This is a genomic window from Polyangium jinanense (genome assembly GCF_028435365.1).
This window is the reverse complement of sequence record NZ_JAGTJJ010000013.1, coordinates 81,996-105,730: the sequence shown is the minus strand read 5'-3', so window position 1 is coordinate 105,730 and position 23,735 is coordinate 81,996. Positions and strand designations below refer to the sequence as shown.

The window sequence follows — 23,735 nt, the reverse complement described above, 5'->3', positions numbered from 1 at the left end:
AGGCAGGGCGGATGTCCGCGAGCGACGTCGATCAGCGGATCCGGGAGCGAGCCTTCGAGCTCGGCTTCGACGTGGTCGGCGTGGCGCGCGCCGATGAGCCGCTCGACGTCGAGCACGATCGCTACCGCGCGTTCATCGAGGCCGGGATGCACGGCACGATGCGCTACCTCGAAGAGCACGTCGAGGCGCGGCGAAGGCTCGACACGGAAGCGATCCTCCCGGGCGCGCGGAGCGTCGTCTGTGTCGGTCGCCGTTACGCCCGCTCGGCCGAAGCCGAGGCGCATGATCCAGAGGTCGCGCGCGGGATCGCCCGCTACGCGCGTGGGCAGGACTATCACCTGTTTCTTCGCAAGAAGCTGCGCCGGCTCGCCGAGTTCATCCGCGAGCTCGGGCCTGGCATCGACGCGCGTCCGCTTTGCGACATCGAGCCGGTGATGGAGCGCGCGTGGGCCGCGCGCGCAGGGATCGGGTTCGTCGGAAAAAACGGGCTCGTGATCGTCCCGGGGCAGGGGAGCTTCGTCATGCTCGGCGAGGTCGTCACGACGCTCGTGCTCACGCCGGGCGTGCCGATGCACGAGCGTTGCGGAGCGTGCACGCGTTGCCTGGATGCATGCCCGACGGGCGCGTTTCCCAAGCCGTTCGTGCTCGATGCGCGTCGGTGCATCTCGTACCTCACGATCGAGCAATACGAGGCGCCGCCCGAGGAGCTCCGCGCGAGGATCGGGGAGCACCTCTTCGGTTGCGACGTTTGCCAGGAGGTTTGTCCCTACAACCGCACGGCGCCGCCGCCCGACACGCGCACGCAGCAGTTTCATCCGCTGCCGCGCTGGTCCGAGACGCGGCTCTCGGATCTCGCATCGATCGAGGAGGAAGCGTTCCCCGAGACGATCCAGGGGACGCCGCTTCGGCGGGCGCGTCGCGGAGGGCTCGCGCGGAACGCGGCGATCGTCGCGGCGAACAGGCTCGCGCGGGATCCCGAGGGGCCGAGCGCAGAGGACGACCGGAGGACCTTGGAGCGGGCCGCAGCGCATGACGACGCGGCGGCGCGCGAGGTCGGTGTGTGGGGGCTTTTGCGGATCGGGAAGGTTCTCCCGGAGCCTGGATCCAGCGGCCACGACGAGGGCGTCGTCGATCCCGACGCGCCGCCCTTTGCGCCGCGCCGCTGAGCCGCTAGGTGGGCCCCGTGGGGATCGGTGACGACCTCGGCAAGCTAATCGACGATCTGCGCCGGCACGACTCGGTGCTCTGGCGTCGCGCGCTCGACGCAGGCGTGACGCACGGCCCGCGTCCCTTCGTGCGGTACGCGCCGCCGCTGATCGGGCTCGCCTTCGGGATCGCGCTCGGGCGTCAGCGGCGTGCGGTCCGGAAAAACCTCCGGCGCGCGCTCGGGAAGCGGAACGTGCTCGTCGAGAACGTCGACGTCGCCCGCGTCTTCGCGAGCTTCGCGAGCTGTTTGACGGAGGCGTTTCTCGTGGGGCGCGAGCGTCCCGAGCGCCTCGTGGGGCTCTGCGCGTCGGACGAGAACTACGTGCGCGCCACGTCCGAGGGGCGCGGCGTGATCATCGCGACGGCGCACACGGGCGGCTGGCAAGCCGCGGGCCCGATCCTGCGCAGCGTGCACACGGCCGACGTCGTCGTGGTGATGGCGCACGAGCGCGACGAGCGCGCGGAGGCGCTCACGGACGACGCGCGCGACAAGGCCGGTGTGAGGATCGTGCACGTGGGGACGAGCCCGCTCGACGCGCTGCCGCTGCTCTCGCACCTGCGGCGCGGCGGCGTCGTGGCGGTCCAGATCGACAGGCTCCCGAAGGGTATGCGCGGGCGCGAAGTCACGCTCTTCGGCGAGCCGTTCGTCGTTCCCGAGGGCCCGCTCTCGCTCGCCGCCTTGAGCGGGGCGCCGATCGTGCCCGTCTTCACGCGGCGGCTGGGTTACATGCGCTACGAGGTGCGGAGCTGTCCGCCGATCTCGCTGCCGCGCCGGCCCAGCGAGGACGAGCTCTCCCTCGCCGCGCGGCGCGTCGCCGCCGCGATGGAAAGCTTTTTGCGCGAGAACCCCACGCAGTGGTTCCACTTCGAGTAAAGAGACCCCGCCATGGCAAGACTCCACGTGGGCGTGCACGCGCTCCAGGGCGACATTAAGAAGTACAAGGATCAGCTCGATCTGGTGGAGATCCGCCCGATCGACACGTCGCTGCCCGGCGCGTCCGGCTTGCGAAAGTGGCGCAAAACGGCGCCGCCCGCGTTCGTGTTCAGCGTGGTCTTGCCGCGCGTCGTGGCCGAGCTCGTCCCCGGCAAGGAGCTCGACGACGCGCTCGCTACCTCGCTCGAGGTCGCGACGACGCTCGAAGCGCGCTGCATCGTGCTCTCGACGTCGACCGAGATCCGACCGACCGCCGCGAACAGGAAGCGCATCGCCGCGCTCTTCGAGCGCATCCCGGCTGAAGGCGCGCTCCGCTTCTGGGAGCCGCGTGGCATGTGGGAGCGTGAAGACGTGATCGACACGGCACGCGCCGCCGGCGTGCTGCCCGTTTTCGATGCTGCGCGTGACGATCTGCCGCGCGGCTCCGTGGTCTACACGCGCCTCCGATCGCTCGGCGCGCAAGCCATGCTCTCGGCCGCCGCGCTCGATCGCGTGGCGAAGAGGCTCGGCGAGCGTCGGGACATTTTCTTGGTGGTCGAAGGAACGCGCGCGGCGGCCATCCGCGCGAAGACGACGCTCGTCGCCGCGCTCGCGCGAGCAGGCCGCGCGCCGGAAGCGGGATCGATCGCGGCGCCGGTCGCGCCGATCGTGCGTCCGCTCATCGCGGAGGACGAGGAGCAGTGATCCGCGGCGCTCTCGCACTCGCACGCTCGGCGACCACGCAGGGCCCGGCCCAGGCCGTGCTCGACGCAGGTGGCAGCGCCGCCGACGCGGTCATCGCAGGGTTTTTCGCAGCAGCAGGTCAGGATGCCTCCGTGCTCCTCTCGCCCGTCGTGGCGATCGTGGCGGGCGGAGGCGCCGGGGCGCGCGTGATCGACGGACGCTCGCTTCAGCCGGGAAAAGGCGCCGCTCGCCCGCGCGGGTGGAAGACCGAAAAAGAGATCCCGACGGGCGCGTACGTGGCCGTGCCGCGATCGCTCGGGCTCGTCGCGATCCTGCATGCGGCGCGAGGTCGATCGGGGCTCGGGGGGCTCGCGCGGGCCGGCGTCACGGCGGCGGAGGCCGCAGGCGCGACGAAACGCGCAGCGCTGCTCAAGCGCGTGGGAGCAGCAGGGCCCCTCGCGCTCGCCTCCGAGGAGGCAGTGAGCGCGCTTCTCGCGGCGGGAGGGCCCGTGGCGGGCGGCATCCTGACGGCCGAAGATCTGGAGAGCGCGATGCCGGAAGACGTGCCGGCCCGGTCGACGTCGCTCGGATCGGACGTGACAGCGCTCAGCGTGCCCTGGGATGCGCCGCTCGGTCGGCTACCCGTGGCCGACGCGATCCTCGCGTGCGACGGTCGAGGCCTCGTCGCAGCGCTAGTTTTCGTGCCGACGCGGCGCGAGCAGGGCGTGCTCGTGCCAGAGCTCGAGCTCGTGCTCGGCCGGCATGCGCAGCCAGTGCGGCGCGGCGTTCCACGGACATCGCCAGGCGCGCCGCTCGACATGCCAGCGCCGCTCGGGATCGTGAGCAAGGCCGGGTTTTACGCGGCGGTCGCGCTGCTCGGGAAGGCGGGCGTCGACGTCGCAGCGCTGCGGCCGCTCGCAGAAGGCTGGCCAGCGGAGACGGCCGTCGCAGATCTGCGCGAGCAAGCGGGCGCATTCACAGCGATGGCGCTCCTGCGGGATGCGCGCGACGCGCGGTTCCTGGTCTCGACCGGAGACGGGGCCGCGCGATCCGACGAACCCTGAGCAGGTAAGCGTAGCGCCGGGGTTTCACCCCGGGCCCGTCTGGTCAACGATGGGGCTACGCTCGGCAAGCCGAGCTACGCCCCAAACCCCGGGCCTGTCCGCCCCTCGACCCGCACCAGGGCAAGCCCTGGACCTCATCCATCGACCGCGGTGCGGTCGATGGATGAGCAGACAAAAAGCAGGCGCGCCCCCGAATGGAGGCGCGCTGTTCCGCGAGGCGCGGCGACGAGCCCAGGCCAGCGGCCTAGAGCGTGATGCCGTACCGCTTCGCGTACGCGACGACGCCGAGCTTGTCGATGCTGCGGATGTCGCGCGTGGTGAGGCTCAGCGTGACGTAGCGCTTGAGCTCCGGAACCCAGAGCCTGCGGGTCTGGATGTTCACGTTCTGCCAGCGCTTGGTCTTGATGTTCGAGTGGGAGACGTTCTGCGCCAGAAGCTTCCGTTTCCCAGTGATGTCGCTCTTCGCCATGACGTCCTCAGCAGGCATTTCGCGCGCGTCTCGCGCGGGACCCGTCGCTCGGGGCTGCGGAAAGTGGCGGAAGAGGCCGGGCATGTCAAGCACGAGTGCAGTGTTTCCATCTCGAACGTGCGGGCCGGCCACGGCGAACGCTTCAGGAAGGGCGCATTCCCTTGGGGAGCGGCGGCGTCGCATGGCGGGGATCGTCCGGCCAGGCGTGTTTCGGGTAGCGGCGCCTGAGCTCGCGCGCGATGGCCGGGTAGTGCCGCTCCCAGAAGCCGGCGAGGTCGGTCGTCACCTGGACCGGGCGCTGGTTCGGCGCGCAGAGGTGGAGCACGACCGGCACCCGTCCCCGCGCCACGCGAGGGCCCTCCGCCAAACCGAAAAAGTCCTGCAGGCGCGAGGCCGCCGAGACCGTGCCGTCGGGGCCATATTCGAGCCGCAGCCTTCGTCCGCCCGGTAGCTGCATCGTCTCGGGCGCCCACTCGGCCACGCGCCGCGCTTGCTCCGCGGTGAGGCGCTCGCCGAGCGCCGCGCCGAGATCGGCCTCTCGCAGCTCCGCAAAGCTCTGCCGGCCCATGCAGAGCGCGCGGAGCGTCCCCACGATCGCGGGCTCGTCGAGCACGGGCAGGCCGGCTTCGGGGCAGTGCGTCCGGACGAACGCGACACGCGCGAGCCATGTATCGAGGCCATCGCCGCGGACGAACGTGCGGTATCCGCGAGCGCAGGCCGCCTCCGCGAGGGCCTGGCCGATGCGCTCGATCGAGGCGGGATCCGTGGCCGCGACGCGCGACTCCTCCAGCACGAGGCCCTCGTACGCGAGACGTCGCGTGACCTCCACGCGCTCCTGCGCCGCGTTCCATCGCACGTCGGTCGTGTCCGTGATCGCGTCGGTGAACAGGTCGAGGAGCCAGTCGGCCTCCACCGCGCTCGCAGCGCGCACGACGACGCGGCCCTTCGTGCCCTCCGTTCGTTCCTCGACGTCGACGGCGACCACGTACTCCTCCGCGCCGAGCACGCTCGACTCGGCGAGCACCGCCGAGCCTCCCGTGGCGAACACGATCTCGCGGCCACTCCGTCCCGTCGCGGTTTCCGGTCTGCGCATGCGGCCCACGCGATCGGGGTAACCCGCGAGTGTCGCGAGCAGGAGAGCGCGTTCGCGATCGAGCGCGCTCGCAGGGCGCAGAGCCTTGCGATGATCGACGAGGCGCGCGAGCTGCTTCACGGCGCGATCGACGGCGAAGACACGCGTCGGATCCAGGCCGAGCGCGCGAAGTCGATCCGGCGCGTGCCCTTCGAGCTCGGCCATCTCCAGTTGATCGAGCGCATGGAGCAGATCCGATCGGTGCTCCTCGACGCGCCCGCCACCGCGACGCGAAGACGCGCCCGAGACGCTCACCTCGCGCTCGCCGAGCAGCGCCGCGAGCACGCACCCTTCCTCGGCGACGCCACGCGCCTCGGCCTCCACGATGAGCCGCGCCTGCCGCGGATGCGCAGGGAACCGAAGCATGCGCCGGCCGAGGGGCGTCACGCGGCGCGCCTCGTCGATCGCGCCGATTCGTCGCAAGAGCTCTTCGGCGGCGGTGACGGCGGCGCGTGGCGGTGGATCCAGGAAGGGCAGCTCTTCGAGCGGACCCACGCCCGAGGCGCAGAGCTCGAGCACGGTCTCGGCGAGATCCACGCGCAGGATCTCGGGCGCGTCGTGCTCGGGGCGCGCGAGCAGATCGCCGCGCGTGAAGAGACGCAAAGCTCGGCCCGGTCGTGTGCGTCCCGCGCGACCCGCGCGTTGTGCCGCCGAGGCTCGCGCGATCTTCGCGACCTTGAGCGTCGGCAGGCCCGACCACGGCGCATACGACGCGACCCGCGCAAGTCCACTGTCGATCACCGCGACGACACCGTCGATCGTCACGCTCGACTCGGCCACGTTCGTCGAGAGGATGATCTTGCGGCGATCGGCCGGACGCACCGCGCGATCCTGCTCGGCCGGCGTGAGCATCCCGTGCAGCGGCAAGACGAGCAGTTGCTCCGCGTCCGCGATTGGCCGCAGCGCCTCGCCGGCGCGACGGATCTCCGCGGCGCCCGGCAAGAACACGAGCACGTCGCCGTCGAGCCCCTCGCGCACGAGACGCCGCACCGCGGAGGCGACCTGCGCTTCGAGCGGACGATCGTCCGAACGTTCGAGGTGCTCGATCGCGACGTCGTACATCCGGCCCATCGACCGTACGATCGGCGCGTCGAGCCACGCCGCGATCGGATCCGCTTCGAGCGTCGCCGACATGACGACGAGGCCGAGATCCTTGCGGCGCTCGCGCGTGAGGCGCGCGAGGAGCGCGAGCGCGACGTCCGCGTGCACGTGCCGCTCGTGGAACTCGTCGAGGACGACGACCGAGACGCCTTCGAGCGCCGGATCTCGCACGAGCCTGCGCGTGAGCACGCCCTCGGTGACGAAGCGGATGCGCGTCGCGGAGCTCGACACATCCTCGAAGCGCATCGTGCAGCCGACGGTCTCGCCGAGCTTCTGGCCCATCTCCTCGGCCACACGCCTCGCTGCCATCCGCGCGGCGAGGCGCCTCGGTTCGAGCACCAAGATCTCCCCCGCACCCGCGAGCCCGGCTTCGAACAGCGCGCGTGGCACGCGGGTCGTCTTGCCCGCGCCCGGAGGCGCCTCCAGCACCAGCCGGCGACGTTCGGCGATCGCTGTACAGATCTCGGGGAGCGACGGCTCGATCGGTAAGGTCATCACGCAGCCTGCGATCGCCCGGTACGCTCACGCAGCAGGGCGAGAACGGTCTCGTGATCGTCCGGCGTGAGCGCGATCTTCACGAATCCGCCCCGGTCAATCACGATGCATCGATCCTTGCCGGGCCGAGCCATGTCGAGGTGGAACCAGATGGGCGTGAGGCCCATGCCCCAGATGCGCAGCTCGCCCGTGAGCAGGCCCATCCGCTTCTCGTCCACGCGCCGGATGTCGGCATACGGGATCCGCTTCTTGCCGAGCGGGAAGTAGTATCGCTTGATGGTGAGGGCATCCTCGTCGCAAACGACGTGCTTGTCTTCGTACAGGACAGCCATGAGCGGGACCTGGGGGCAGGTGACCCTGGAGACAATACCCCCCGCCCCTCGCGCGGGGGAGGTGGTGCGGCGATCGGAGCGGCTCGATCTGGCCCGCACCCGGGTCTCGATGTAGAAGGGACGAACGGACCCTTCGGGGCCGGAGCGAGTGAAATCATGCGAGTGCTCGTCTGCGAAGATCAGGACGCCATCCGCCGGATGATCGAGACGCTGGTCGGTTCGAGCGGTCACGAGGTGGTGGGCGTCGCCACGGGAGCGAAAGCCGTGGAGCTCGCCTCGACCGAGCGGTTCGACATCCTGCTGCTCGACCTCATGCTCCCCGGCGCGCTCGACGGCTTCGAAGTCTGCGCGCGCCTACGCGCTCACGAGGCGACGAAGGATCTGCCGATCTTCGTGATCAGCGCGATGGACGACCCGGAGTCCCGCGCGCGCGTGCGCGACGCCGGCGCAACCGCGTTCTACGCCAAGCCCTTCCGGCCGCTCGAGCTCCTGAAGGACATCCAGGCCATCGCGGCCAGCCGCAAGTGACGCGAACGAGCCGCTGATCAGGCGGTTTTTTCGTACGTGCCCACGAGCTCCGCGTGCTCGAGCACGTGCCCTTCCATCGCACGCTCGAGCTCGGCCTTCGTCGGCGTCCCGAGGTCCGGCAAGATCATGTCGAGCGCGTAGAGCTTGTGGAAATACCGGTGCCGCCCGATCGGCGGACACGGGCCGCCGTACGCGTCGCGGCCCCAGTCGTTTTTCCCCATGTGCGCGCCCGTAGGCAGCGAAGCGCCCGCGGATAGGCCCGTCGTGGTCGGCGGGAGGTTGTAGACGACCCAGTGCACCCACGTCCGCTTCGGCGCGCGTGGATCCGGCGCGTCCGGATCGTCCACGATGAGCGCCAGGCTCTGCGTGCCCGGCGGGACCGACGAAAACGCGAGCGGCGGGGATCGATCGTCGCCCTCGCAGGTGTGCTCCTTCGGGATGTGGCCGTTCGGCCCGAACGCGGCAGACGTGATCGTCAGCATGCTCCCTCCTCGGCGCGCCTGTCTTCGTTTCACCCGCGGCGCAAGGAGCATCTGCGGCCCACAGCGTCGCCCTTCCATCCCCCGGTGGACGCTTGGGGGCGCCGCCCGGATCCCCCCACCGGTTCGGCCCGGTCGGACCTGACACCCTCGCGAAAACGAGATACATCGTGCGCCATGGCTCTACGCGCGAACGTAGCCCGATGCGCGAGCATGATCGCGCTCGGCCTCGTGGTCTCCACGATCGGCTGTCAGGAAGAGAAGAAGCCCGCGGCGCCCATCGCCGACGCGGGCGCGGATGCCCAGACCGGGCCCGTCGTCGGCGGCAAGCTCGGCGAGGCCCTCGCCGCCGCAGCCCAGGCGCCGCCCGCGCAGTCCGCTGGCCCGAAGGACGGCGCCGCAGGAGGCCCGCCCGAGACCGGCATCTTCGAGCCCGCCGCGGCCGACGCCGCCCACGCGCCCACGGCCGCGCCCAAGATCGAGCTCTTCGGCGACGGCAGTGATCCGAAGGTCCCGCTCTCGTACGCGTTCGCAGGCGGCGACGAGCGCAAGACGACGCTCCTGCTCCAGGTGCGCGCGGCGCAACAAGGGCTGCCGCCGCTCGTCGTCGAGATCGCGTTCAAGGCCGACAAGGCGAAGGACGACAAGAAGAAGACCGACAAAGCAGCCGAAGCGGCCCCGGCGGGACAACCCGTGGTCGTGAAGCTCGCGTCGGTCCGCGCGATCCGCGGTGACGTGCCGGCCGAGCTGAAGAATCTGAAGGACAGCGTGATCCGCTATCGCCTGCAGCCTTCCGGGATCGCCACGGATCTCGTGGTCGAGTACCCGAAGGACTCGAACCCGGGCATCGAGCTCATGACGGGTTCGCTGATCGACGCCGTGCTCGCGTCGACGGTGCCCTTGCCGGACAAACCGGTCGGTGTCGGCGCGTACTGGATGGTGACCGACCGGGCGCGCTCGTCGGGCGTGGATGTCCTGCGGTACCGCGTGGCGAAGGTGGAGAAGCTCGACGGCAAGCGGGCGACGCTGTCGCTCGAGGTCCGGCAATACGCGACGAACACGACGCTCGGCCTGCCCGGCTTGCCGAAGGACGTGCCCGTCTCGCTCGAGCGCTACGAGTCGCGGGGCAAGGGCGAACTCGAGGTGGGCGACAGCCGGTTCATGCCCGAGCGGGGGCAGATCGCGCTCGTGATGCAGTCGCTCCTGAAATCGCCGAATCAGCCGGCGGGTCAGCAGCTCGTGATCCAAACGGAGACGAAGGCCGCGCTCGGGGCCGCACCCTGACGGGCAAGACGGGAGCACGTGGAGCGGGCGATCCCGACCGCTCTGCGACGTTCCCGCCCTGCACGTTCCTTTTTGGCGGAAGGGGGCGTTGGCGACGCTCGTGCATAAAACCCCTGTGAGGAGGCGCGGCGGGCCCGTCCGAAGGCGGGGTCCTCGCGGTACAGCATGGGGGACGCCAAGAACAAGGACACCGCGGGATCGGAGATCCCGGCGAGCCTGTCGAATTTCCTCGCCGAAGCCTCGCTGACGGAGGGGCAACGCCGTCGCATCGCCCTTTTTCGGAGCGTGGAAAACGCGGTCTGCTCGCGGATCGAGCAGATCTGCGTGACGAGCGGGATCGACGTCGTGGACGTGGCCGTGCTCGTGGTCGACGTCTCCGCGCACGAGCTGTTTTTCCAGGACGACGAGCCCGTGGGCACGTGCGTGCTCATCGGGCACCGCGACAAAGTCCACGCTTTCCTGCGATCGGCGCTCCCTCCCGCGGAGGACGCTCCGTTCGATCCGTACGAGGATCTCCGCACCGCCGCGCCCGCGCGTTGCGTGCGCGTGATGATCGTCGACCACGAGTCGCTGACGGTGATGAGCTACGGGACGTTCGTCACGGTACGGCTCGACGCCTCCGAGATGCCGGAGGCGTGAGCGTCACGAATTGCCCGGCTGGATCCAGGGCGGGGGGAACGCAAAGGTGCTCCCGCCCGGCGGCCGAATGCCCGCCTTGTGTGCCACGACAATCTGGACGCGCGGCCCCACGCGCATCTCGAGCGGCCCGTGCTGCTCGTGCAGGTCGCCGTCGAGCACGTACCGCACCACGCCCGAGCGAGCTTCCAGGATCGCGTGCTCGGCGAGGTGGTCGTACGTGTGCTCCTCGCCCATCGGGCGTGCTTGCCAGATGTCCGGGAGCTTCTTGACGAACCCGAGCGCGGTCGTGTGGATGCCGAGAATGTGGAAGCGGCCGGGGACGTGGCCCGAGCGATAGAAAGGCCGGAAACCGAGGCCAATCTGGTCGACCGTGCCCGCGGCGATGCAGAGGTAGTCCCGCATGGGCAAACGCACGCCGCCGGAGAGCTCGACCGAGCCTTCCCAGCGCTCGGCGACCGGCGTCTTGAGCCCGAGCAGGACGTTCTTGCTGGCCTCGTAGAGCGTGCTCGCTGCGTGGACGGGGTTCGGCTCGGGGTGCCGGTAGTACTCGGCCATGTATCCGTGGATCGCGCCCGTGCCGAAAATGAACCCGTAATGGTCATTGATTCGCATCGTGCTGCGCTCGACCACCTGGAGCGAGCCTTTTCCGCGCTCGTTGTAGCGGGCGATCAGCGCGGCGAGCAGGCCGTCGGGCTTGCCGCGGGGCACGCCCACGGCGTTCGCGACCGTGTTCATCGTGCCGCCGCGCAGGAACGCGATCGGCGGGAGCGGCTCGTCGCTGTAGACCTCGAGGAATCCGGTCAGGGTGATGTGATTCGTGCCGTCTCCGCCGGAGATGCCGAGCACGTCGATCTTGAGTTTTCGGAAATCCTCCGCGATTCGAGCGAGGTCCTCTCGCGTCCGCGCGGTGCGAACGACGCCTCGGTCGCCGAGGGTCCGTGCCAGCCGCGAGGCCGCGGCCGGGTCGCGACGGTTCTGTCGGGAGCGAGGATTGAGAACGACGCCAATGCCACCCATGTGATCATCCGTTACGGGATTGCGTCGAAACGTCAAGAACTTCGCGACAGCGAAACGCAATGAAACACCTGCGAAATGGCCTTCGCGGAGGTGGCGACTCGATTACGCGCGTCGTTCGAAGCGTTCGATCACGACTTCCCGCGGGGCGTTTTCCAGCGGGCCTCCAAATGGACACGCACGATATCGGCCATGAGTCCGATGTGCGCGCAGTGATCGGGCTTGTCGTCGCCGGTGTAACCGCGGACGTGGAAATCGCCCTTGTCGTAGCGGCGGATGAGGTCGAGCCCGAGCACGTCCGCGCGCTTGGCCTTCTTGGGCTTGCCCTTGAGCTCGCCGATGACGTAACTCGCAACCTCCGTCGTCGACGCGTAGCCGGGCGGGATGATCGACGAGTGGCTCAGGAACATGAACGCCTGCTTCTTGGCCGCGCGCTTGGCGTAATCCACGAAGACGTCGATCTGCCCCGCCTTCAGGGCCTTCGAGCGCTCGTCGATGTAGCCCGTGTGCAAGGAGTCGAGCAGGATGACGGCGTCGACGCGCTTGCCCGACGGCTGGCGGAGGATCTGTTCGATGGCCCCGTAGCCCGCGCTCCAGGACGAGAGCGCGAGCTTGCGGACGTGCGCCTTGGCGTTGCCCGTCTTCTTCGCCATCGCCGCCTCGACGCTGGCGAGGAGCTGCGTGAAGGTGTTCGGCGCGGCAAACCCCTGCGCGTACGCGCCCGAGCCAATGCCGAGGTCGATGCCGACGAGGACCGAGCCCTTGGCCGTCTTGACGAACTCCTTGCGGATGGGCTCGTGGCCGTGGAAGTGGACGATGAGGTCGAAGCCGCCGCTCTTCGTGATGCCGCCCTTCTTCGGGGCGATCATCTGGCCGATCGTGGGCTCGTTCGACCAGCGGTCGTAGATCCCGAAGCCCGGGTCGGGGGTCATGCAGGGGTGGATGCCGCCCCGGCGCTTCTTCGCGGGCGCGCTCGCCTGCTTTCCTTCGCTCTTCGGGGCCGCCGCACCGGCCGGCTCGGCCTTGGGCGCGACGAGGACCGCGGGCTTGTTGTCGGCCTCTTTCTTGGCTTCCTGGGCCTCAGGCTTGGGCGCGGCGTCCTCCGCCGACGCAGGCAGGGACGCGAGGAGGGAGCTCGCTGCGACGAACGAGACGAGCGCGCCGATGCGGTAGAGGCTCTTCGAGGAAAGGGAAAAGAAGCGCATCCGGGTCTTTGCCTCCTCGCATGAATACGGCGGAGAGGCCACTTTATTGACGCGGACGGCCAGGCGCGTGAAGAAAGTTCTGCGGATTCAGCGGCCGGGGTAGCCGCCGCCGGGCGGATAACCGCCACCAGGAGGCATGCCGCCCGGGGGAAAACCGCCGCCGGGGTAGCCCTGGGGCATGGCCTGCTGCGGGTAGGGCTGGGCGGCGCCGGCGTCGGCGGCGGCGAGGATCTGCTCCTCGGCCTGCGAGGCGAGCTGCGCGACCGTGGCGGCCTGCTCCTGCGCGGAAAGCTTGCTGAAGAAGGCCCAGAACTCGGGCTCGCGGCCGACGTGCACCGTCGAGAGGACGAGCACGATGGGGACCGCGGGCTTCTCGATGTCCGCGAGCTCGGTGGCGCGCGTGCGCCAGTTCGCGAGGCCCTCGAACATGCGCACGGTCCACTGGAAGCCGAGGCCGAGGAGGAGGCCGACCATGACGCCCGCGACGAAGATGTCGGCGTCGAGCGGGAACACGATCGCGGCGATGAGGCCGCCCACGCCGGCGCCGATGACGAGGCCGGGTTCGCCGCCGTTGTGCTGCGAGGCGAGCGTGAGCAGGGCCGCGGCCTGCATGCCGGAGTTCCCCGTCTTCGCGGCCTCGCGCAGGGGCAGGAGCGTCGAGAGGCGCCGTGTGGCGGCCGCGCGCACGCTGAGGAAGCTCGCGAGGAGCGCGACGACGCCGATGAGCACGCCGAGGCCAACCGCGAGCTCGCGCGGGAGCAGGCCCTTCGGCAAGGGCTCGCGCACCTGCGCGGTTTTCGCCTTCTCCTGCTCGGCGTCGGCGGCCTTCTGGAGCGTCGCCTCGGCCTCCTTCGTCGCCTCGAGCACCTTGTCGACCGGCGCTTCGCTGAGCGCCGCGAGCAGCTTGCGCGCGGCCTCGACCTGCGATTTGTAGTCCTCGCCGACGGTCACGGCGGCCGCCGTCGCGACCGCTTCCCAGCCCTTCGCCGCCTCGGGTTTGGCGCCGGTCACGCCCTCGACGAGCGGACGACACGGCGCGAGCAGTTTTACCTGTTTGTAGGCGGGGAGCGCGGAAGGCCACGCGAGATCGACGTCGGGCTCTTTTTCCTTCGGCGGCGGCGGCTTCTTGCCTTTCGTGGGCGGCGGCGTGGCGCTCGGCGTGGCCGTCGCGGCGAGGCGCGCGGCCTTCGCGGAAGCCTTGAACACGGGGATCTCCGTGTTCAGCCGATCGGCGGCGGTCTGGCAGGCCTTCGCCTGCTGCGCCTTGGTCTCTGCGGCCTTCGCGGCGGCGATCGCCGCGGGGTCGGGGATGAGCCGTCCTTCGGCCGTGACGAGCCGCACGACCGCGCCTCCGAACGAGAGCACGAGCACGGTCAGCGCGATGATCGTCCAGCGCATCTCCTCGCGTCGGGTGTAGACGTTCACCGCGATTCCCCCATCACGGAATCCGTGGCCCCAGAGCGGCGCCGGCAGAGCCTCGACATGTCGTCTCCACGTCTAACCGAGACGGCCGAAAACCGCTACCTTCTGGACGAGGCCCTCTGTATTTCCGCGGTGCGTCGGCCGGAAGGTGGGCCCGTCGGAACTTTCTGGTGTAGGGGACTCGGCAACGTGTCAGTCGTCGAACGAGCGTCCGCCGGAGCGGAGGCGGCCCCGCAGGGCCCTTCACTCGAAGAGGTCTATGCACCTCCGAAAAACGCGGCACCGGACGCACCGCGGCGCGAGGCCGAGGAGAAGGTCGCGGAGAGCCCGCTTCGCGCGGCACCGTGGGTCGCCACGACGTACTTCGGCGAGGGGCTCCCGTACTCGATCGTGCATCAGGTGAGCGCGGAGCTCTTCACGGCGTTCGGCGCGAGCCTGCAGGCGATCGGATACACGGCGTTTTTCGGCTTCGCGTGGAACGCGAAGTTCCTCTGGAGCCCGCTCGTCGACATGTACGGCAAGAAGCGCGGCTGGGTCGTCGCGACCCAGATCGCGCTCGGGCTCGCGGTGCTCGCGCTCGCGATGCCGGCCGATCGCGGGGATCTGCTCGTGGTGACGTGGGGGCTCATCGCCGTGTCGGTGCTCGCCGCGACGCAGGACATCTCGGTGGACGGGTTCTACCTCGACGCGCTGCCCGAGAAGCGGCAAGCGGCGTTCTCGGGGCTGCGCGTGGCGGCGTTCCGGGTCGCGATGCTGGTCGCGAAGGGCGGGCTCGTGGTGCTCGCGGGGATCGCGGGGGGGTGGCGCTACGCGTTCTTCGCGGCGGGCGCGATGATGCTTCTCCTCGGCGTGGGGCATGCGTTGTTCTTGCCGCGTCCCTCGGCGCCCGCGCGTGCCGAGGTCGAGGCGCGCGTGGTTCGAAACGCCGACGCTTCGTACCTGCAGGCGTTCGTCACGTTCCTGCGTCAGCCCAGGGTCGGGCTCGTGCTCGCGTTCATCCTGACGTTCCGCGCGGGCGACGCGCTCATGTTCGCGATGCACACGCCCTTCCTGAAGGATCTCGGCCTGAACCTCGCGCAGCGCGGGTTCGTGAGCGGCACGTGGGGCACGGTGTCCTCGATCGCGGGCTCGATCCTCGGCGGGATGGTGGTCTCGCGGCTCGGCCTCGAGCGGACGCTGAAGCCGATCTCGATCCTCCAGAGCGCGGCGATCCCGCTCTACGCGTGGCTCGCCTGGACGCGGCCGGGGATCGCGGCAATCACCGCCGTGGTGCTCGTCGAGCAGTTCGTGGCCTACGCGGGATCGGCCGCGTTCATGGTCTTCATCATGCGGCGCTGCCAGGGCGCCTACCGGGCCTCGCACTTCGCGATCGGCACCGCGCTCATGTCGCTGGCCACGACGCTCGCAGGCTCGGTGAGCGGGCACCTCGCGCAGAGAGTCGGGTTCACGACGTTCTTCCTGCTCGCGTTCGTGGCCTCGATCCCGGGTGTGATCCTGTCGATGTTCGTCCCGACGAACCGCGCCGACGAGGAGCCGGCGAAGGCCGCGGCGGCTTAGACCGCGCGCGCGTCGTCGCGGGGGAGCTCGGGAGCCTCGGCGCTGCGCAGAAGGGCCTCGCTGTGCGGAGGCGCTTCGGTCTGTGGATCGCGGACGACACGCGGGACGATCGCGCTGTCTTTCCAGGCGTAGAGCCCGCCTGTGATCGCGCCCTGTTCGTCGCTCGTGAGCCAGACGAAGGGGTGTTCGCCGAAGCGCGGGGTGCCGTCAGGGCCATCCATGGCCGCGGACCACGAGCCGCTGTTGCCGATGAACACGTCACCTTCCCACGAGCCCTCGGGGTTGTGCGTGTGGCCGAAGACGACCGCGCGGGCGCCGTGGATCTTCGCGACGTTCCGCATCACGCGGCCGACGCGCAGCCACGTCTCGGCGAGCGGAGGCTTGGGGACGAGGCGATCGTAGAGCATGAAGACGAGGAGCGGCACGATCCCGCCGAGGAGCCCGAGCGGCATGCCCACGGCGCTGATGAAGAGAGCGCCGAGCGCCGCGCCGACGAGGATCACGAACACGTGATCGACCCAGAGCTCGCGCACGACACGGAGGAAACGCGACTCGGCCGGCGGCTCGAAGAGGCGGGCATGACGCGCGACGGCCGCGACGCGCTCGCCCGTCTCGCGGGCGCAGGCGAGCACGTTGCCGCGGTAGCGCGCGCGGCAGAAGGGCCGCCGTGATCGCCAGAGGCGGGCGAGGATCCGCGCGGTGCCGAACGCCCAGATGAGCGCGAGCCAGCGGCGCGAGAAGAGGTAGTAGCGCGCCCAGTGCAGGAGGTAGCCGAGCTTCGTCATCATGACGGAGCTGTCGTCGTGCGGGTTGAAGTAGCCGAGCCGCGAGACGAGCAGCCGCGTCCCCATCGAGCCCATCGTCGCCACGATCTCGCGCCCGCCGTCGTCGTACGGGGCCATCGGGTAGCGGTAGCTGCAGTAGGGATCGTAGAGGTGGCCGTGCTCGATGACGACACGATCGGGCGTGACGTGCATCCACGCGCGGAAGTGGATCCGCGCCGCGATTGCGGCCCGCGCGCTCGGGCTGCGATCGCGCGCCCGCAAAGCGCACGCGGCGTCGCAGAGGCGCGCCGCGAGGTGCGCGCGGACCTCGGGCAGCGTGAGCAGGACGTCGTGGTTGCCCGACACGATCACGATGTCGTGTCCCTCGTCGAGGACACGCCCGAGCGCTTCCAGGACGATCGGGTGATCGTTCAGGATCGCCGCGATCGCCGGCACGCCGTGCTCGGCGTCGCGCGGGAGATCGTGGCAGGCGCTGCGACCGTCGATCACCCGCGGAGCGTCGAAGTCGAAGACGTCCCCGTTCAGCACGAGCGTCATCCGCTGCCCGCGGACGGCGTGGAGGACCGCTTCCAGCATCCCTGCGATCTCGCCGTCCGGCAGGAAAGCTCGCTGCCGATGACGCATCCACGGACCCGTCCCCGGCTCCACTTCGCAGAGGTGGATGTCGGAAATTACGAGCGTGTGATGCATTACGTTAAGGATGGCACGGCGGCGGGGTGGGCGCCTGCCAGGGGATCTCCTAACGGCGCGAAATCATTGAGAACGGACGGGGAACGTCAGCGGCGGTTGGGCAGGGGAAAAGGCGGAGGAGCCGGGAGTTTGGGGGCGTAGCTCGGCTTGTTCCGAGCGGGCCCCCAAACGTCGAAGGGCCTTGCGGAGGGGGGGCGCGGACGCCCAGGTTCTACCGAGTACGGAGGGGGAGTGATGCGGGCGACCGAGGCGTTGGGGCGGGCGATTGGCGGCGTTTTGTCTCCGATCACGGGGGAGGGGAGTCTTCTCCGGCGTGCGCGGCTCTTCCATCCGGACGGCGTCCTGTTCCGGGCAGACGTGCGACCGCTCATGCGCGAGGGCGCCGTGGGTGAGCTCGCGAAGAGGCTCGCGGGGCCCGCGATCGTGCGGCTGTCGAGCGCGTGGTGGCGTCACGAGAAGGAGCTGCCGGACGCGCTCGGGATCGCGGTGCGGTTCTGCGGGCGCGCGCCGACGGCGACGTCGGTGGAGGTCTCCGCGAGGGATCAGGACCTGCTTTTCGCGACGTTCCAGCACATCTGGTCGCTGCCGTTCGCGCCGCTCACCACGAACGTGCACGACTACCTGGCGAACGAGTACCACGCGATCTTGCCGTTCTACGTGCTCGGGCTCGGTCGCGTGAAGTTCAGGCTCGTGCCGTCGCGGCAGAGGGAGACGTACGGCAGTCGGCGCGAGCGGCTGGAGCGAGCCGTGGCCGCGGGGAACGCGGTGCTGCGGCTCGAGGTCAAGCAGACGGGAGCGCTCGGCGCGCGGCTGCGTTCGCCGGAGCAGATCCTGCGGATGTCGCGATGGCAAGCGGTGGCGTTGATCGATCTGGAGGAGCGATCGCTCGTGGATCAGGAGGCGCTGTCGTTCACGCCGTTCCACGCAGGTCGCGGGATCATGCCGGTCGGGCCGTTCCAGATGATCCGCGCGGCGACGTACGCCGCGAGCCGCACGGGCAGGAAGGTCGCGTCGATCGCGGGCTAGTCAGTCCACCGGAGGCGGGATCGTCCAGCTCGTGTTTTCAGCGTGGCGCGGCTCGTCGTCCTCGGCCGCGCTGCCGAAGAAGTCGGCGATGTCGTGCCTGCGGGCCTCGGCGTCGGCGCGGCCGAGGTCGATGAGCCTGCGCGCGAAGGCGCCGTCGAAGAGCAGGTAACTCGCGAGGTCCGCCTCGGTCGCCTCGCCGACGTCGACGAGCGTGAGCATGCGCCGCGCGAACGCCGGGCCGCCGTGGATGTTGCCGCGACGCACGTACTCGGCCGCGAGACGGCCGATGTCCTCGCTCGGGCGCACCACGAGCGAGTGGATGCGGTTGTACGGCATCGTGCCACGTCGCTCGGCGCTCCCGTTGACCTTGTCCAGGAACTCGTTGCCGAACGTGTTTTCCGCGTCCTCGATGATGTGGTTCAGGCGCGTCATCACCTCGAGGTCCGTCTGGATGTGGTCGAGGAGGAACGCGTTCAGGATCTTGCCGAGCAGGAAGGCCGCGCCCGGCGGTTTCTCGTCCTCGGGCATGGTGCTCGGGCCCGTGATCTCGCGCGAGAGTCCAATCGCGAAGACGTGCGTCGCGCCGAGCCGGAGCGCCGGCGCGATGGGCGTGTTCTGCCGGACGCCGCCATCCATGAAGAGCTCGCGGCCGATGCGGACGGGCGGAAACAAGATGGGGATCGACGCGGAGGCGAGCGCGTGCAGCGGGCCGATGTGCGCGCCGCGGATGAGCGTGCGCGGCGGCGCCGTCGTGGGCAGCGCGCCGTCGGGGCCGGTCTGCATGAAGATGACCGTGCGGCCCGACGCGACCTCGGTGGCCGAGACGCTGAGCGCGCCCAGGTGGCCGCGGCGCAGCGTGCGCGCGATGGCCCGCCACGGGATCTCGCGCTCGACGAGCTTGGCCATCGGCGTGACGTCGAAGACGCCGGCCGCCGCCTTGCCGCCGCCGAGGAGCACACGCGGGAGGCTCACGGCCTGACGAAAGCCGAAGCCGAGCACGTCCGGCAGATCGAGCTCGGTCCAGAGGTTCGCGAGGCGGCGGATGCCCGTCGTGGCGTCGCCGAGGTGCGCGGCGAGGAAACACGCGTTGATCGCGCCGACCGAGGTGCCGCAGAGGATGTCGATGCGCGGGACCGCGCCGCGCACGCGGGCGAAATTGTCGAGCACGTACGACAAGACGCCGACCTCGTACGCGCCGCGCGCGCCGCCGCCCGATAGGATCAACGCGACCTTTCGTCGGCCCGCCCCCGCTCGCTTCGTGGTCTTCAAACTCATGCCATTCCGCCGCGACTGAGCGGATCCGACCGAGAAGAGAGGTCGGAGCCGTCTGCCTCGGACAGAATGCGCTCGACGACGGGTCTTCGCAAGAAGAGCGCGCGGAGGCGCGCATCTCGGACATACCCGGCGACCTTGCGTACGTGCGTCGCGGCGCGGAGCAGTGCGTCACGAGCGCCGCTGGAGCTGCCTTTGCGCAGCGCTTCGATGCAGAGCGCGCGGACCTCGATGCCGTACTCGGAAAAGCTCGTGGCCTCGATCGCGCCGAGCGCCGTGCGAGCGAGCAGGACACCGGTGTGATGCTCGCCCGCATCGACGCGCGCGGCGGCTTCGATGGCGGTCGCGTGAATGTGGTAGCTCAAAAGACCTTGCGGCTCGGCGAGCTTGCGCGCGGCCTGCGCGTGGACGACGGCCTCTTGCGGGCGGTTCTCGGCGCGCGCGAGGAGGGCGCGGACGATGCGCTCGTGCACGGTGTCGTACGCGCTTCCGGTGACGGCCACGAGCGCGCCCGCGTCGCCGCACATCGTGGCGGCCTCGGCGATGCTGCCGAGCTCGATGAGGATCTCCGCGGAGCAAAGGAGCGTGTCGGCGCGCGAGTCCTGATCGGTGTAGCGCTCGTGCGCCTCGCGCGCGCGCTTGAGGTAGCTGAGGCCGCGCTCGGTGTCGCCGAGGCGCGCGTAGGCCTGGCCGACGTTGCTGAGCGTCTTGGCGATCTGGAAGCGGCCGCCGATGGCGAGGTCGATGCCGATGGAGGAGAGACCAAGCGCGATCGCGTCCTCGAAGCGCTCCATGACGAACATGGCGTAGGCGAGGGCGTTTTTCGCGCGCGCTTCACTGCGGCGCGCGCCGACGGCGCGGAAGACCGCGATGGCCTCGGCGTGCGCCGCGGCGGCTTCCTCGACGCGGCCGATGCGTCGGAGCAGGACGCCCTTCGAGCGGAGCACCTCGGCGCGCAGGCGCGGCTGGAGCTTGGCGGTATGTGTGACTTCGAGCGCGCGCTCGCAGGCGTCGATGGCGCCCTGCACGTCGCCGAGGTCGCCGAGGATCTCGGCGAGGATCGTGTACGCCTCGACCTCGAGCGCGGGCTGGCGCGCGAGGCGCGCGATCTCGGTGGCGCGCTGCGCGACGGGTAAGCCTCGCGCGAGGTGGCCGTCGTCGGAGTCGAGGCGCGCGGTGCGGACGAGAGCGAGCGCGACGCCGCGCGCCTTGCCGCTCTGCCGCGCGAGCTTGCGTAACGCTTCGAGGTGTTTGCGGCGCTCGCTGCGGCGGCCGAGGTGCCGGTAGATCGCTTCGAGCGCGGCGTGCGCGTTCATGCGGCGCGAATCCTCGGGCGGGAGCAGGGAGAGCGCGCGGAGGTAGTAGCGGAGCGCGAGCTGCTCCTGGTGCGTCGCGCGCGCGGCGCCGGCGGCTTCGAGGTACATCTCCGCGGCGGGCACGGCGGCCTCGCCACGTGCGAGATGGCGCGCAACGATCGCCGCGGAGAGGCCACGCGCGAGCGGCGTGCGCGAGAGGTGCTCGCCGAGCGAGAGGTGCATGCGCGAGCGCTTCGCCGTGTCGAGCGCGAGGTAGGCGACGTCGCGCGCGAGCGGGTGGCGGAAATCGACCGATCCGGCGCGCCGATCGCAGAGCCCGCGCGCGCAGAGGCGCGTGATCGCCTCATCGTCGGGGAGGCGCGCGAGCGCGAGGATGTCGGTCTCGGTCAGCGGGCCTCCGGCGACGGCGAGCCAGTCGACGACGTCGTGCTCGGCGAGCGGCAGCTCGCGCAGGCGATCGCCGATGAGCTGCTCGAGCGTGGAGGGCAGGGTCTCGCTGCGCTCGCCGGGGCGCTCGTGTCGCACGAGCTCGTGGAGGCCTTCGCCGCGCTCGACGATCTCCAGCGTGCCGCGTTCGAGCAGCGCGTCGACCATCTCCAGCAGGAAGAAGGGGTTGCCCGCGACGCGCGGGACGAGCTCGCTGCACACGGCCGCGACGCCTTCCCGGACGCCGAGCCGCGCCTCGACGAGGCGCACCTGTTCTTCGGCTTCGAGCCCGCGCAGCTCGATCCGCACGAGGCCCTCGACGTACGGCAGCACGCGCTCGTCGGCGCGGGTCATGAGCACGACGAGGATCGGGAGCGGATCCGGTCTGCGGAGCAGCTCCTTCAAGAGCTCGAGGCTCGCGCGATCGGCCCACTGCAGGCCGTCGACCACGACGACGATCGGCTGCCTGCGCGCGAGCCCGGCGAGCAGGTGGCGTATACCCTGGACGACGAGGTCGTGGCGGTAGTTGCTCGCGTCCTCTTCCTGGTGATCGCCGTGCTTGCCGGTCACGAGCTCGGCGAGGCGCTGGATCTCGCGCGGCGCGCTCGGCGTGCGGGCGAAGGGGCCGAAGACGTCGCGCAGCGCGTCTTGCGCCTCGTCGAGCGAGTTGTCGAGGTCCATGCCCGTCACGTCGCGCACGACGTCGGCGACGGTGGCGAGGGGCAGCTCCATCTTCACGGGCGAGCACTCGACCTGCACCACGCGTGCGCCGCTCGGGAGCTCCGAGAGGAACGTCGAGACGAGCGCGGTCTTGCCGATGCCCATCTCGCCGACGACCACGCGCGCGACGAGCTCGCCGAAGGATCTGCGCGAGAGCGGCGCCGCATCGAACGTCTGCGTCTTCGGGCCACTCGGGGACTCCTGCGAGGGATAGGCCTCCGAGGAAGGCGGCGATCCCGGCACGCCGCCGAGCGGCGGTGAGACGGCGCGGTGATACGCGGCGTAGAGGTCCGCCTTCTCGGCGTCGCGTCCGACGAGATCACTCTGACCGAGCGCGTGCTCCGCCGTGCGCTCCTCGCGCGTGAGCAATCGATCGAGCGCGTAGAGGCGCATCTGCGCGGGGACGCGGTGGCCGCCCGTGTCGCCGAGCGTGAGGCTCGGCGCCTCGCCCCAACGGAAGTCGCGCCGCACGAGGCGGTAGACACCTCCCGCGACCCACGTCTTGCCAAACGGCGTCGCGGCGCCCACGCGATCCGCGAGCAGATCCGCGGGCTCCTGCAACGTGTGCCGCACGAGGTGGCCCTGCGGATCACGCTCCCCGGAGGCGATGCCCCGCACGATGCCGATCGACGCGCGCAGCGGTGCAGGCAGATCCTCGCTCGCACCGGCGAGCGCCTCGTGCACGTCGATCGCGAGCGTTGCGGCGTCGGCCGCCGCGCGTGAAGGGTTCGCCATGAGGCCAACGACGGCCCGCGCCGACCACAGCGACTCCCACGACCACACCGCACTGCGCTTGAACGCGATGTCGTCGAGCGTCTGCCGGATCGACGCGCCCATCCGCCGCGCCGCTTGTTTGCCGTGCGCGCTCTCGAGATCGACCGTGCCGTCGATGCGCAGCGTGACGACCGCGACGTGCCGGACCTCGCGGGCGACACGCGTGAACTTCTCGCCGTTCGTCCCGTCGGACGGCGTGCGCGCGAGCGGCACCGCGGCGAGCGTCGCGGCCTCCGGCGCCTCGCGCGGGCTCGCGAGCGGCAGCTCGAGCTCGCGGCCGAAGAGCTCGAGCAGCATCGCCTCGATCGACGCCGAGTCGACGAGCTCCTGCTTCGCGAGCAGCGTGCGCATGATCGCGGCGCTCATGTCGCGCGCGGTCTGAAAGCGGTGCTCCCGCGGGCCCCGCATCGCTTTGAGGACGATGGATTCGAGCTCGGGCGGCACGTCGTTCACGTACGTCGACGGAGGCTGGAACGCGCCCGTCTTCACGGCTTCGAGCAGCGCATCGTCGTCGAGCTTCCCGTACGGCGATCGGAGCGCGAGCATCTCGTACAGCACGACGCCGAGCGCGTAGACGTCGCCTCTTCGATCCACGCGCTCGCCGCGGGCCTGCTCGGGCGACATGTACCCGAACTTGCCCTTCAGGACGCCGGCCTCCTCACGGAAGAGGTTCGCGGTCGCGATGCCGAAGTCGGCGATCTTCACCGCGCCTTCGTACGAGAGCAAAATGTTCTGCGGTGAGATGTCGCGGTGGACGATGGCGAGCGGCACGCCGCCCTCGTCCTTGCGCTCGTGGGCGTAGTGCAGGCCCTTGGCCGCCTCGGAGACGATGTATGCCGCGACGAACGGCGGAATCCGCGCTCCGATGCGCTTCGCCGTCGACATGATCTTTCCGAGGTCGAAGCCCTCGACGTACTCCATCGAGAGCAGCAGCCCGTCGTCGCCGTGGTCGTTGAACTCGTAGACCTGGACGATGTTCGGGTGGTTCAGGCGCGTCGCGAGGTGCGCCTCCTCGACGAACATCGAGCGGAACCGCCGCGACGAGCCGTGCGCCGGGAGCACGCGTTTGACGACGAGCAGCTTGTACGTGCCCTCGGCGCCGCGCTTTTTGGCGAGGAACACCTCGGCCATGCCGCCTGCGCCGAGGCGGCGCAGGATCTCGAAGTCGGCGAGCTGGTCGGGGTGCATGGCCATCGTTGCGC

Annotated in this window: 19 protein-coding genes; 9 read left to right on the top strand and 10 right to left on the bottom strand. The window is 70.3% G+C overall.

The features are described 5' to 3' along the window. Positions 1-11 precede the first annotated feature (11 nt). From queG to KEG57_RS22950, 4 genes are read left to right on the top strand one after another with little or no spacing between them, the layout of a single operon-like run. Positions 12-1,166, top strand: coding sequence for a tRNA epoxyqueuosine(34) reductase QueG (queG, locus tag KEG57_RS22965; protein WP_272423515.1), 1,155 nt, complete (start codon positions 12-14; stop codon positions 1,164-1,166). Between the two features lie 17 nt (positions 1,167-1,183). Then, complete coding sequence (locus KEG57_RS22960) at positions 1,184-2,080, top strand: lysophospholipid acyltransferase family protein (RefSeq protein ID WP_272423516.1); 897 nt, start codon at positions 1,184-1,186, stop codon at positions 2,078-2,080. 12 nt (positions 2,081-2,092) lie between these two features. Beyond that, positions 2,093-2,824, top strand: coding sequence for a DUF72 domain-containing protein (locus KEG57_RS22955; protein ID WP_272458800.1), 732 nt, complete (start codon positions 2,093-2,095; stop codon positions 2,822-2,824). Next, on the top strand, positions 2,821-3,867 hold the full coding sequence (locus KEG57_RS22950) for a hypothetical protein (protein WP_272423518.1): 1,047 nt from the start codon (positions 2,821-2,823) through the stop codon (positions 3,865-3,867). Before KEG57_RS22955 ends, KEG57_RS22950 begins: the two co-directional genes overlap by 4 nt. A 244-nt stretch (positions 3,868-4,111) precedes the next feature. On the opposite strand, the gene rpmB is transcribed toward KEG57_RS22950, so the two are convergent. From rpmB to KEG57_RS22935, 3 genes are all read right to left on the bottom strand, one after another. Then, on the bottom strand, positions 4,112-4,336 hold the full coding sequence (gene rpmB, locus KEG57_RS22945; protein ID WP_272423519.1) for a 50S ribosomal protein L28: 225 nt from the start codon (positions 4,334-4,336) through the stop codon (positions 4,112-4,114). A 142-nt stretch (positions 4,337-4,478) separates the two neighbouring features. Beyond that, entirely contained in the window at positions 4,479-7,064 is a 2,586-nt protein-coding gene (gene hrpB, locus KEG57_RS22940; protein WP_272423520.1) for an ATP-dependent helicase HrpB, read from the bottom strand. Beyond that, on the bottom strand, positions 7,064-7,396 hold the full coding sequence (locus KEG57_RS22935) for a PH domain-containing protein (protein WP_272423521.1): 333 nt from the start codon (positions 7,394-7,396) through the stop codon (positions 7,064-7,066). Before KEG57_RS22935 ends, hrpB begins: the two co-directional genes overlap by 1 nt. Positions 7,397-7,552: 156 nt before the next feature. Here KEG57_RS22935 and KEG57_RS22930 point away from each other — a divergent pair, with 156 nt between their 5' ends. Beyond that, positions 7,553-7,924, top strand: coding sequence for a response regulator (locus KEG57_RS22930; protein ID WP_272423522.1), 372 nt, complete (start codon positions 7,553-7,555; stop codon positions 7,922-7,924). A gap of 17 nt (positions 7,925-7,941) precedes the next feature. On the opposite strand, the gene KEG57_RS22925 is transcribed toward KEG57_RS22930, so the two are convergent. Next, entirely contained in the window at positions 7,942-8,406 is a 465-nt protein-coding gene (locus KEG57_RS22925; RefSeq protein WP_272423523.1) for a YbhB/YbcL family Raf kinase inhibitor-like protein, read from the bottom strand. A 174-nt stretch (positions 8,407-8,580) separates the two neighbouring features. On the opposite strand from KEG57_RS22925, the gene KEG57_RS22920 reads away from it, so the two are divergent. Both KEG57_RS22920 and KEG57_RS22915 read left to right on the top strand, forming a co-directional pair. Then, positions 8,581-9,687, top strand: coding sequence for a hypothetical protein (locus KEG57_RS22920; protein WP_272458799.1), 1,107 nt, complete (start codon positions 8,581-8,583; stop codon positions 9,685-9,687). A 165-nt stretch (positions 9,688-9,852) separates the two neighbouring features. Next, positions 9,853-10,326 (top strand): hypothetical protein, encoded by a 474-nt coding sequence (locus tag KEG57_RS22915; protein WP_272423525.1) that lies wholly within the window; start codon positions 9,853-9,855, stop codon positions 10,324-10,326. Positions 10,327-10,329: 3 nt separating this feature from the next. Here KEG57_RS22915 and KEG57_RS22910 read toward each other — a convergent pair whose 3' ends face one another. The 3 genes from KEG57_RS22910 to KEG57_RS22900 all read right to left on the bottom strand — a co-directional run bounded on the left by KEG57_RS22910 (position 10,330) and on the right by KEG57_RS22900 (position 13,970). Next, on the bottom strand, positions 10,330-11,343 hold the full coding sequence (locus tag KEG57_RS22910) for a diacylglycerol/lipid kinase family protein (protein ID WP_272423526.1): 1,014 nt from the start codon (positions 11,341-11,343) through the stop codon (positions 10,330-10,332). Between the two features lie 128 nt (positions 11,344-11,471). Continuing rightward, positions 11,472-12,545, bottom strand: coding sequence for a hypothetical protein (locus KEG57_RS22905; RefSeq protein WP_272423527.1), 1,074 nt, complete (start codon positions 12,543-12,545; stop codon positions 11,472-11,474). 87 nt (positions 12,546-12,632) lie between these two features. Further along, positions 12,633-13,970, bottom strand: coding sequence for a hypothetical protein (locus KEG57_RS22900; RefSeq protein WP_272423528.1), 1,338 nt, complete (start codon positions 13,968-13,970; stop codon positions 12,633-12,635). A gap of 186 nt (positions 13,971-14,156) precedes the next feature. Between KEG57_RS22900 and KEG57_RS22895 the strand changes: the two genes are divergently transcribed. Continuing rightward, complete coding sequence (locus KEG57_RS22895; protein WP_272423529.1) at positions 14,157-15,524, top strand: MFS transporter; 1,368 nt, start codon at positions 14,157-14,159, stop codon at positions 15,522-15,524. On the opposite strand, the gene KEG57_RS22890 is transcribed toward KEG57_RS22895, so the two are convergent. Further along, on the bottom strand, positions 15,521-16,999 hold the full coding sequence (locus KEG57_RS22890; protein ID WP_272423530.1) for a hypothetical protein: 1,479 nt from the start codon (positions 16,997-16,999) through the stop codon (positions 15,521-15,523). The genes KEG57_RS22895 and KEG57_RS22890 overlap by 4 nt on opposite strands. 234 nt (positions 17,000-17,233) lie before the next feature. On the opposite strand from KEG57_RS22890, the gene KEG57_RS22885 reads away from it, so the two are divergent. Beyond that, positions 17,234-18,025, top strand: a complete 792-nt coding sequence (locus KEG57_RS22885; RefSeq protein WP_272423531.1) for a hypothetical protein — start codon at positions 17,234-17,236, stop codon at positions 18,023-18,025. On the opposite strand, the gene KEG57_RS22880 is transcribed toward KEG57_RS22885, so the two are convergent. Together KEG57_RS22880 and KEG57_RS22875 are read right to left on the bottom strand one after the other, a co-directional pair. Further along, positions 18,026-19,300, bottom strand: coding sequence for a patatin-like phospholipase family protein (locus KEG57_RS22880; protein ID WP_272423532.1), 1,275 nt, complete (start codon positions 19,298-19,300; stop codon positions 18,026-18,028). It lies immediately after the preceding gene. Next, positions 19,297-23,721, bottom strand: a complete 4,425-nt coding sequence (locus KEG57_RS22875; protein WP_272423533.1) for a serine/threonine-protein kinase — start codon at positions 23,719-23,721, stop codon at positions 19,297-19,299. Before KEG57_RS22875 ends, KEG57_RS22880 begins: the two co-directional genes overlap by 4 nt. Between the last annotated feature and the right edge of the window lie 14 nt (positions 23,722-23,735).

What these genes read in the sequence shown, in the direction of transcription:
- KEG57_RS22915 (WP_272423525.1), top strand. Translation starts at nt 9,853, where the DNA reads ATGGGGGACGCCAAGAACAAGGACACCGCGGGATCGGAGATCCCGGCG.
- queG (WP_272423515.1), top strand. Translation starts at nt 12, where the DNA reads ATGTCCGCGAGCGACGTCGATCAGCGGATCCGGGAGCGAGCCTTCGAG.
- rpmB (WP_272423519.1), bottom strand. Translation starts at nt 4,336, where the DNA reads ATGGCGAAGAGCGACATCACTGGGAAACGGAAGCTTCTGGCGCAGAAC.
- KEG57_RS22905 (WP_272423527.1), bottom strand. Translation starts at nt 12,545, where the DNA reads ATGCGCTTCTTTTCCCTTTCCTCGAAGAGCCTCTACCGCATCGGCGCG.
- KEG57_RS22930 (WP_272423522.1), top strand. Translation starts at nt 7,553, where the DNA reads ATGCGAGTGCTCGTCTGCGAAGATCAGGACGCCATCCGCCGGATGATC.
- KEG57_RS22920 (WP_272458799.1), top strand. Translation starts at nt 8,581, where the DNA reads ATGGCTCTACGCGCGAACGTAGCCCGATGCGCGAGCATGATCGCGCTC.
- KEG57_RS22875 (WP_272423533.1), bottom strand. Translation starts at nt 23,721, where the DNA reads ATGCACCCCGACCAGCTCGCCGACTTCGAGATCCTGCGCCGCCTCGGC.
- hrpB (WP_272423520.1), bottom strand. Translation starts at nt 7,064, where the DNA reads ATGACCTTACCGATCGAGCCGTCGCTCCCCGAGATCTGTACAGCGATC.
- KEG57_RS22925 (WP_272423523.1), bottom strand. Translation starts at nt 8,406, where the DNA reads ATGCTGACGATCACGTCTGCCGCGTTCGGGCCGAACGGCCACATCCCG.
- KEG57_RS22880 (WP_272423532.1), bottom strand. Translation starts at nt 19,300, where the DNA reads ATGAGTTTGAAGACCACGAAGCGAGCGGGGGCGGGCCGACGAAAGGTC.
- KEG57_RS22935 (WP_272423521.1), bottom strand. Translation starts at nt 7,396, where the DNA reads ATGGCTGTCCTGTACGAAGACAAGCACGTCGTTTGCGACGAGGATGCC.
- KEG57_RS22955 (WP_272458800.1), top strand. Translation starts at nt 2,093, where the DNA reads ATGGCAAGACTCCACGTGGGCGTGCACGCGCTCCAGGGCGACATTAAG.
- KEG57_RS22890 (WP_272423530.1), bottom strand. Translation starts at nt 16,999, where the DNA reads ATGCATCACACGCTCGTAATTTCCGACATCCACCTCTGCGAAGTGGAG.
- KEG57_RS22910 (WP_272423526.1), bottom strand. Translation starts at nt 11,343, where the DNA reads ATGGGTGGCATTGGCGTCGTTCTCAATCCTCGCTCCCGACAGAACCGT.
- KEG57_RS22885 (WP_272423531.1), top strand. Translation starts at nt 17,234, where the DNA reads ATGCGGGCGACCGAGGCGTTGGGGCGGGCGATTGGCGGCGTTTTGTCT.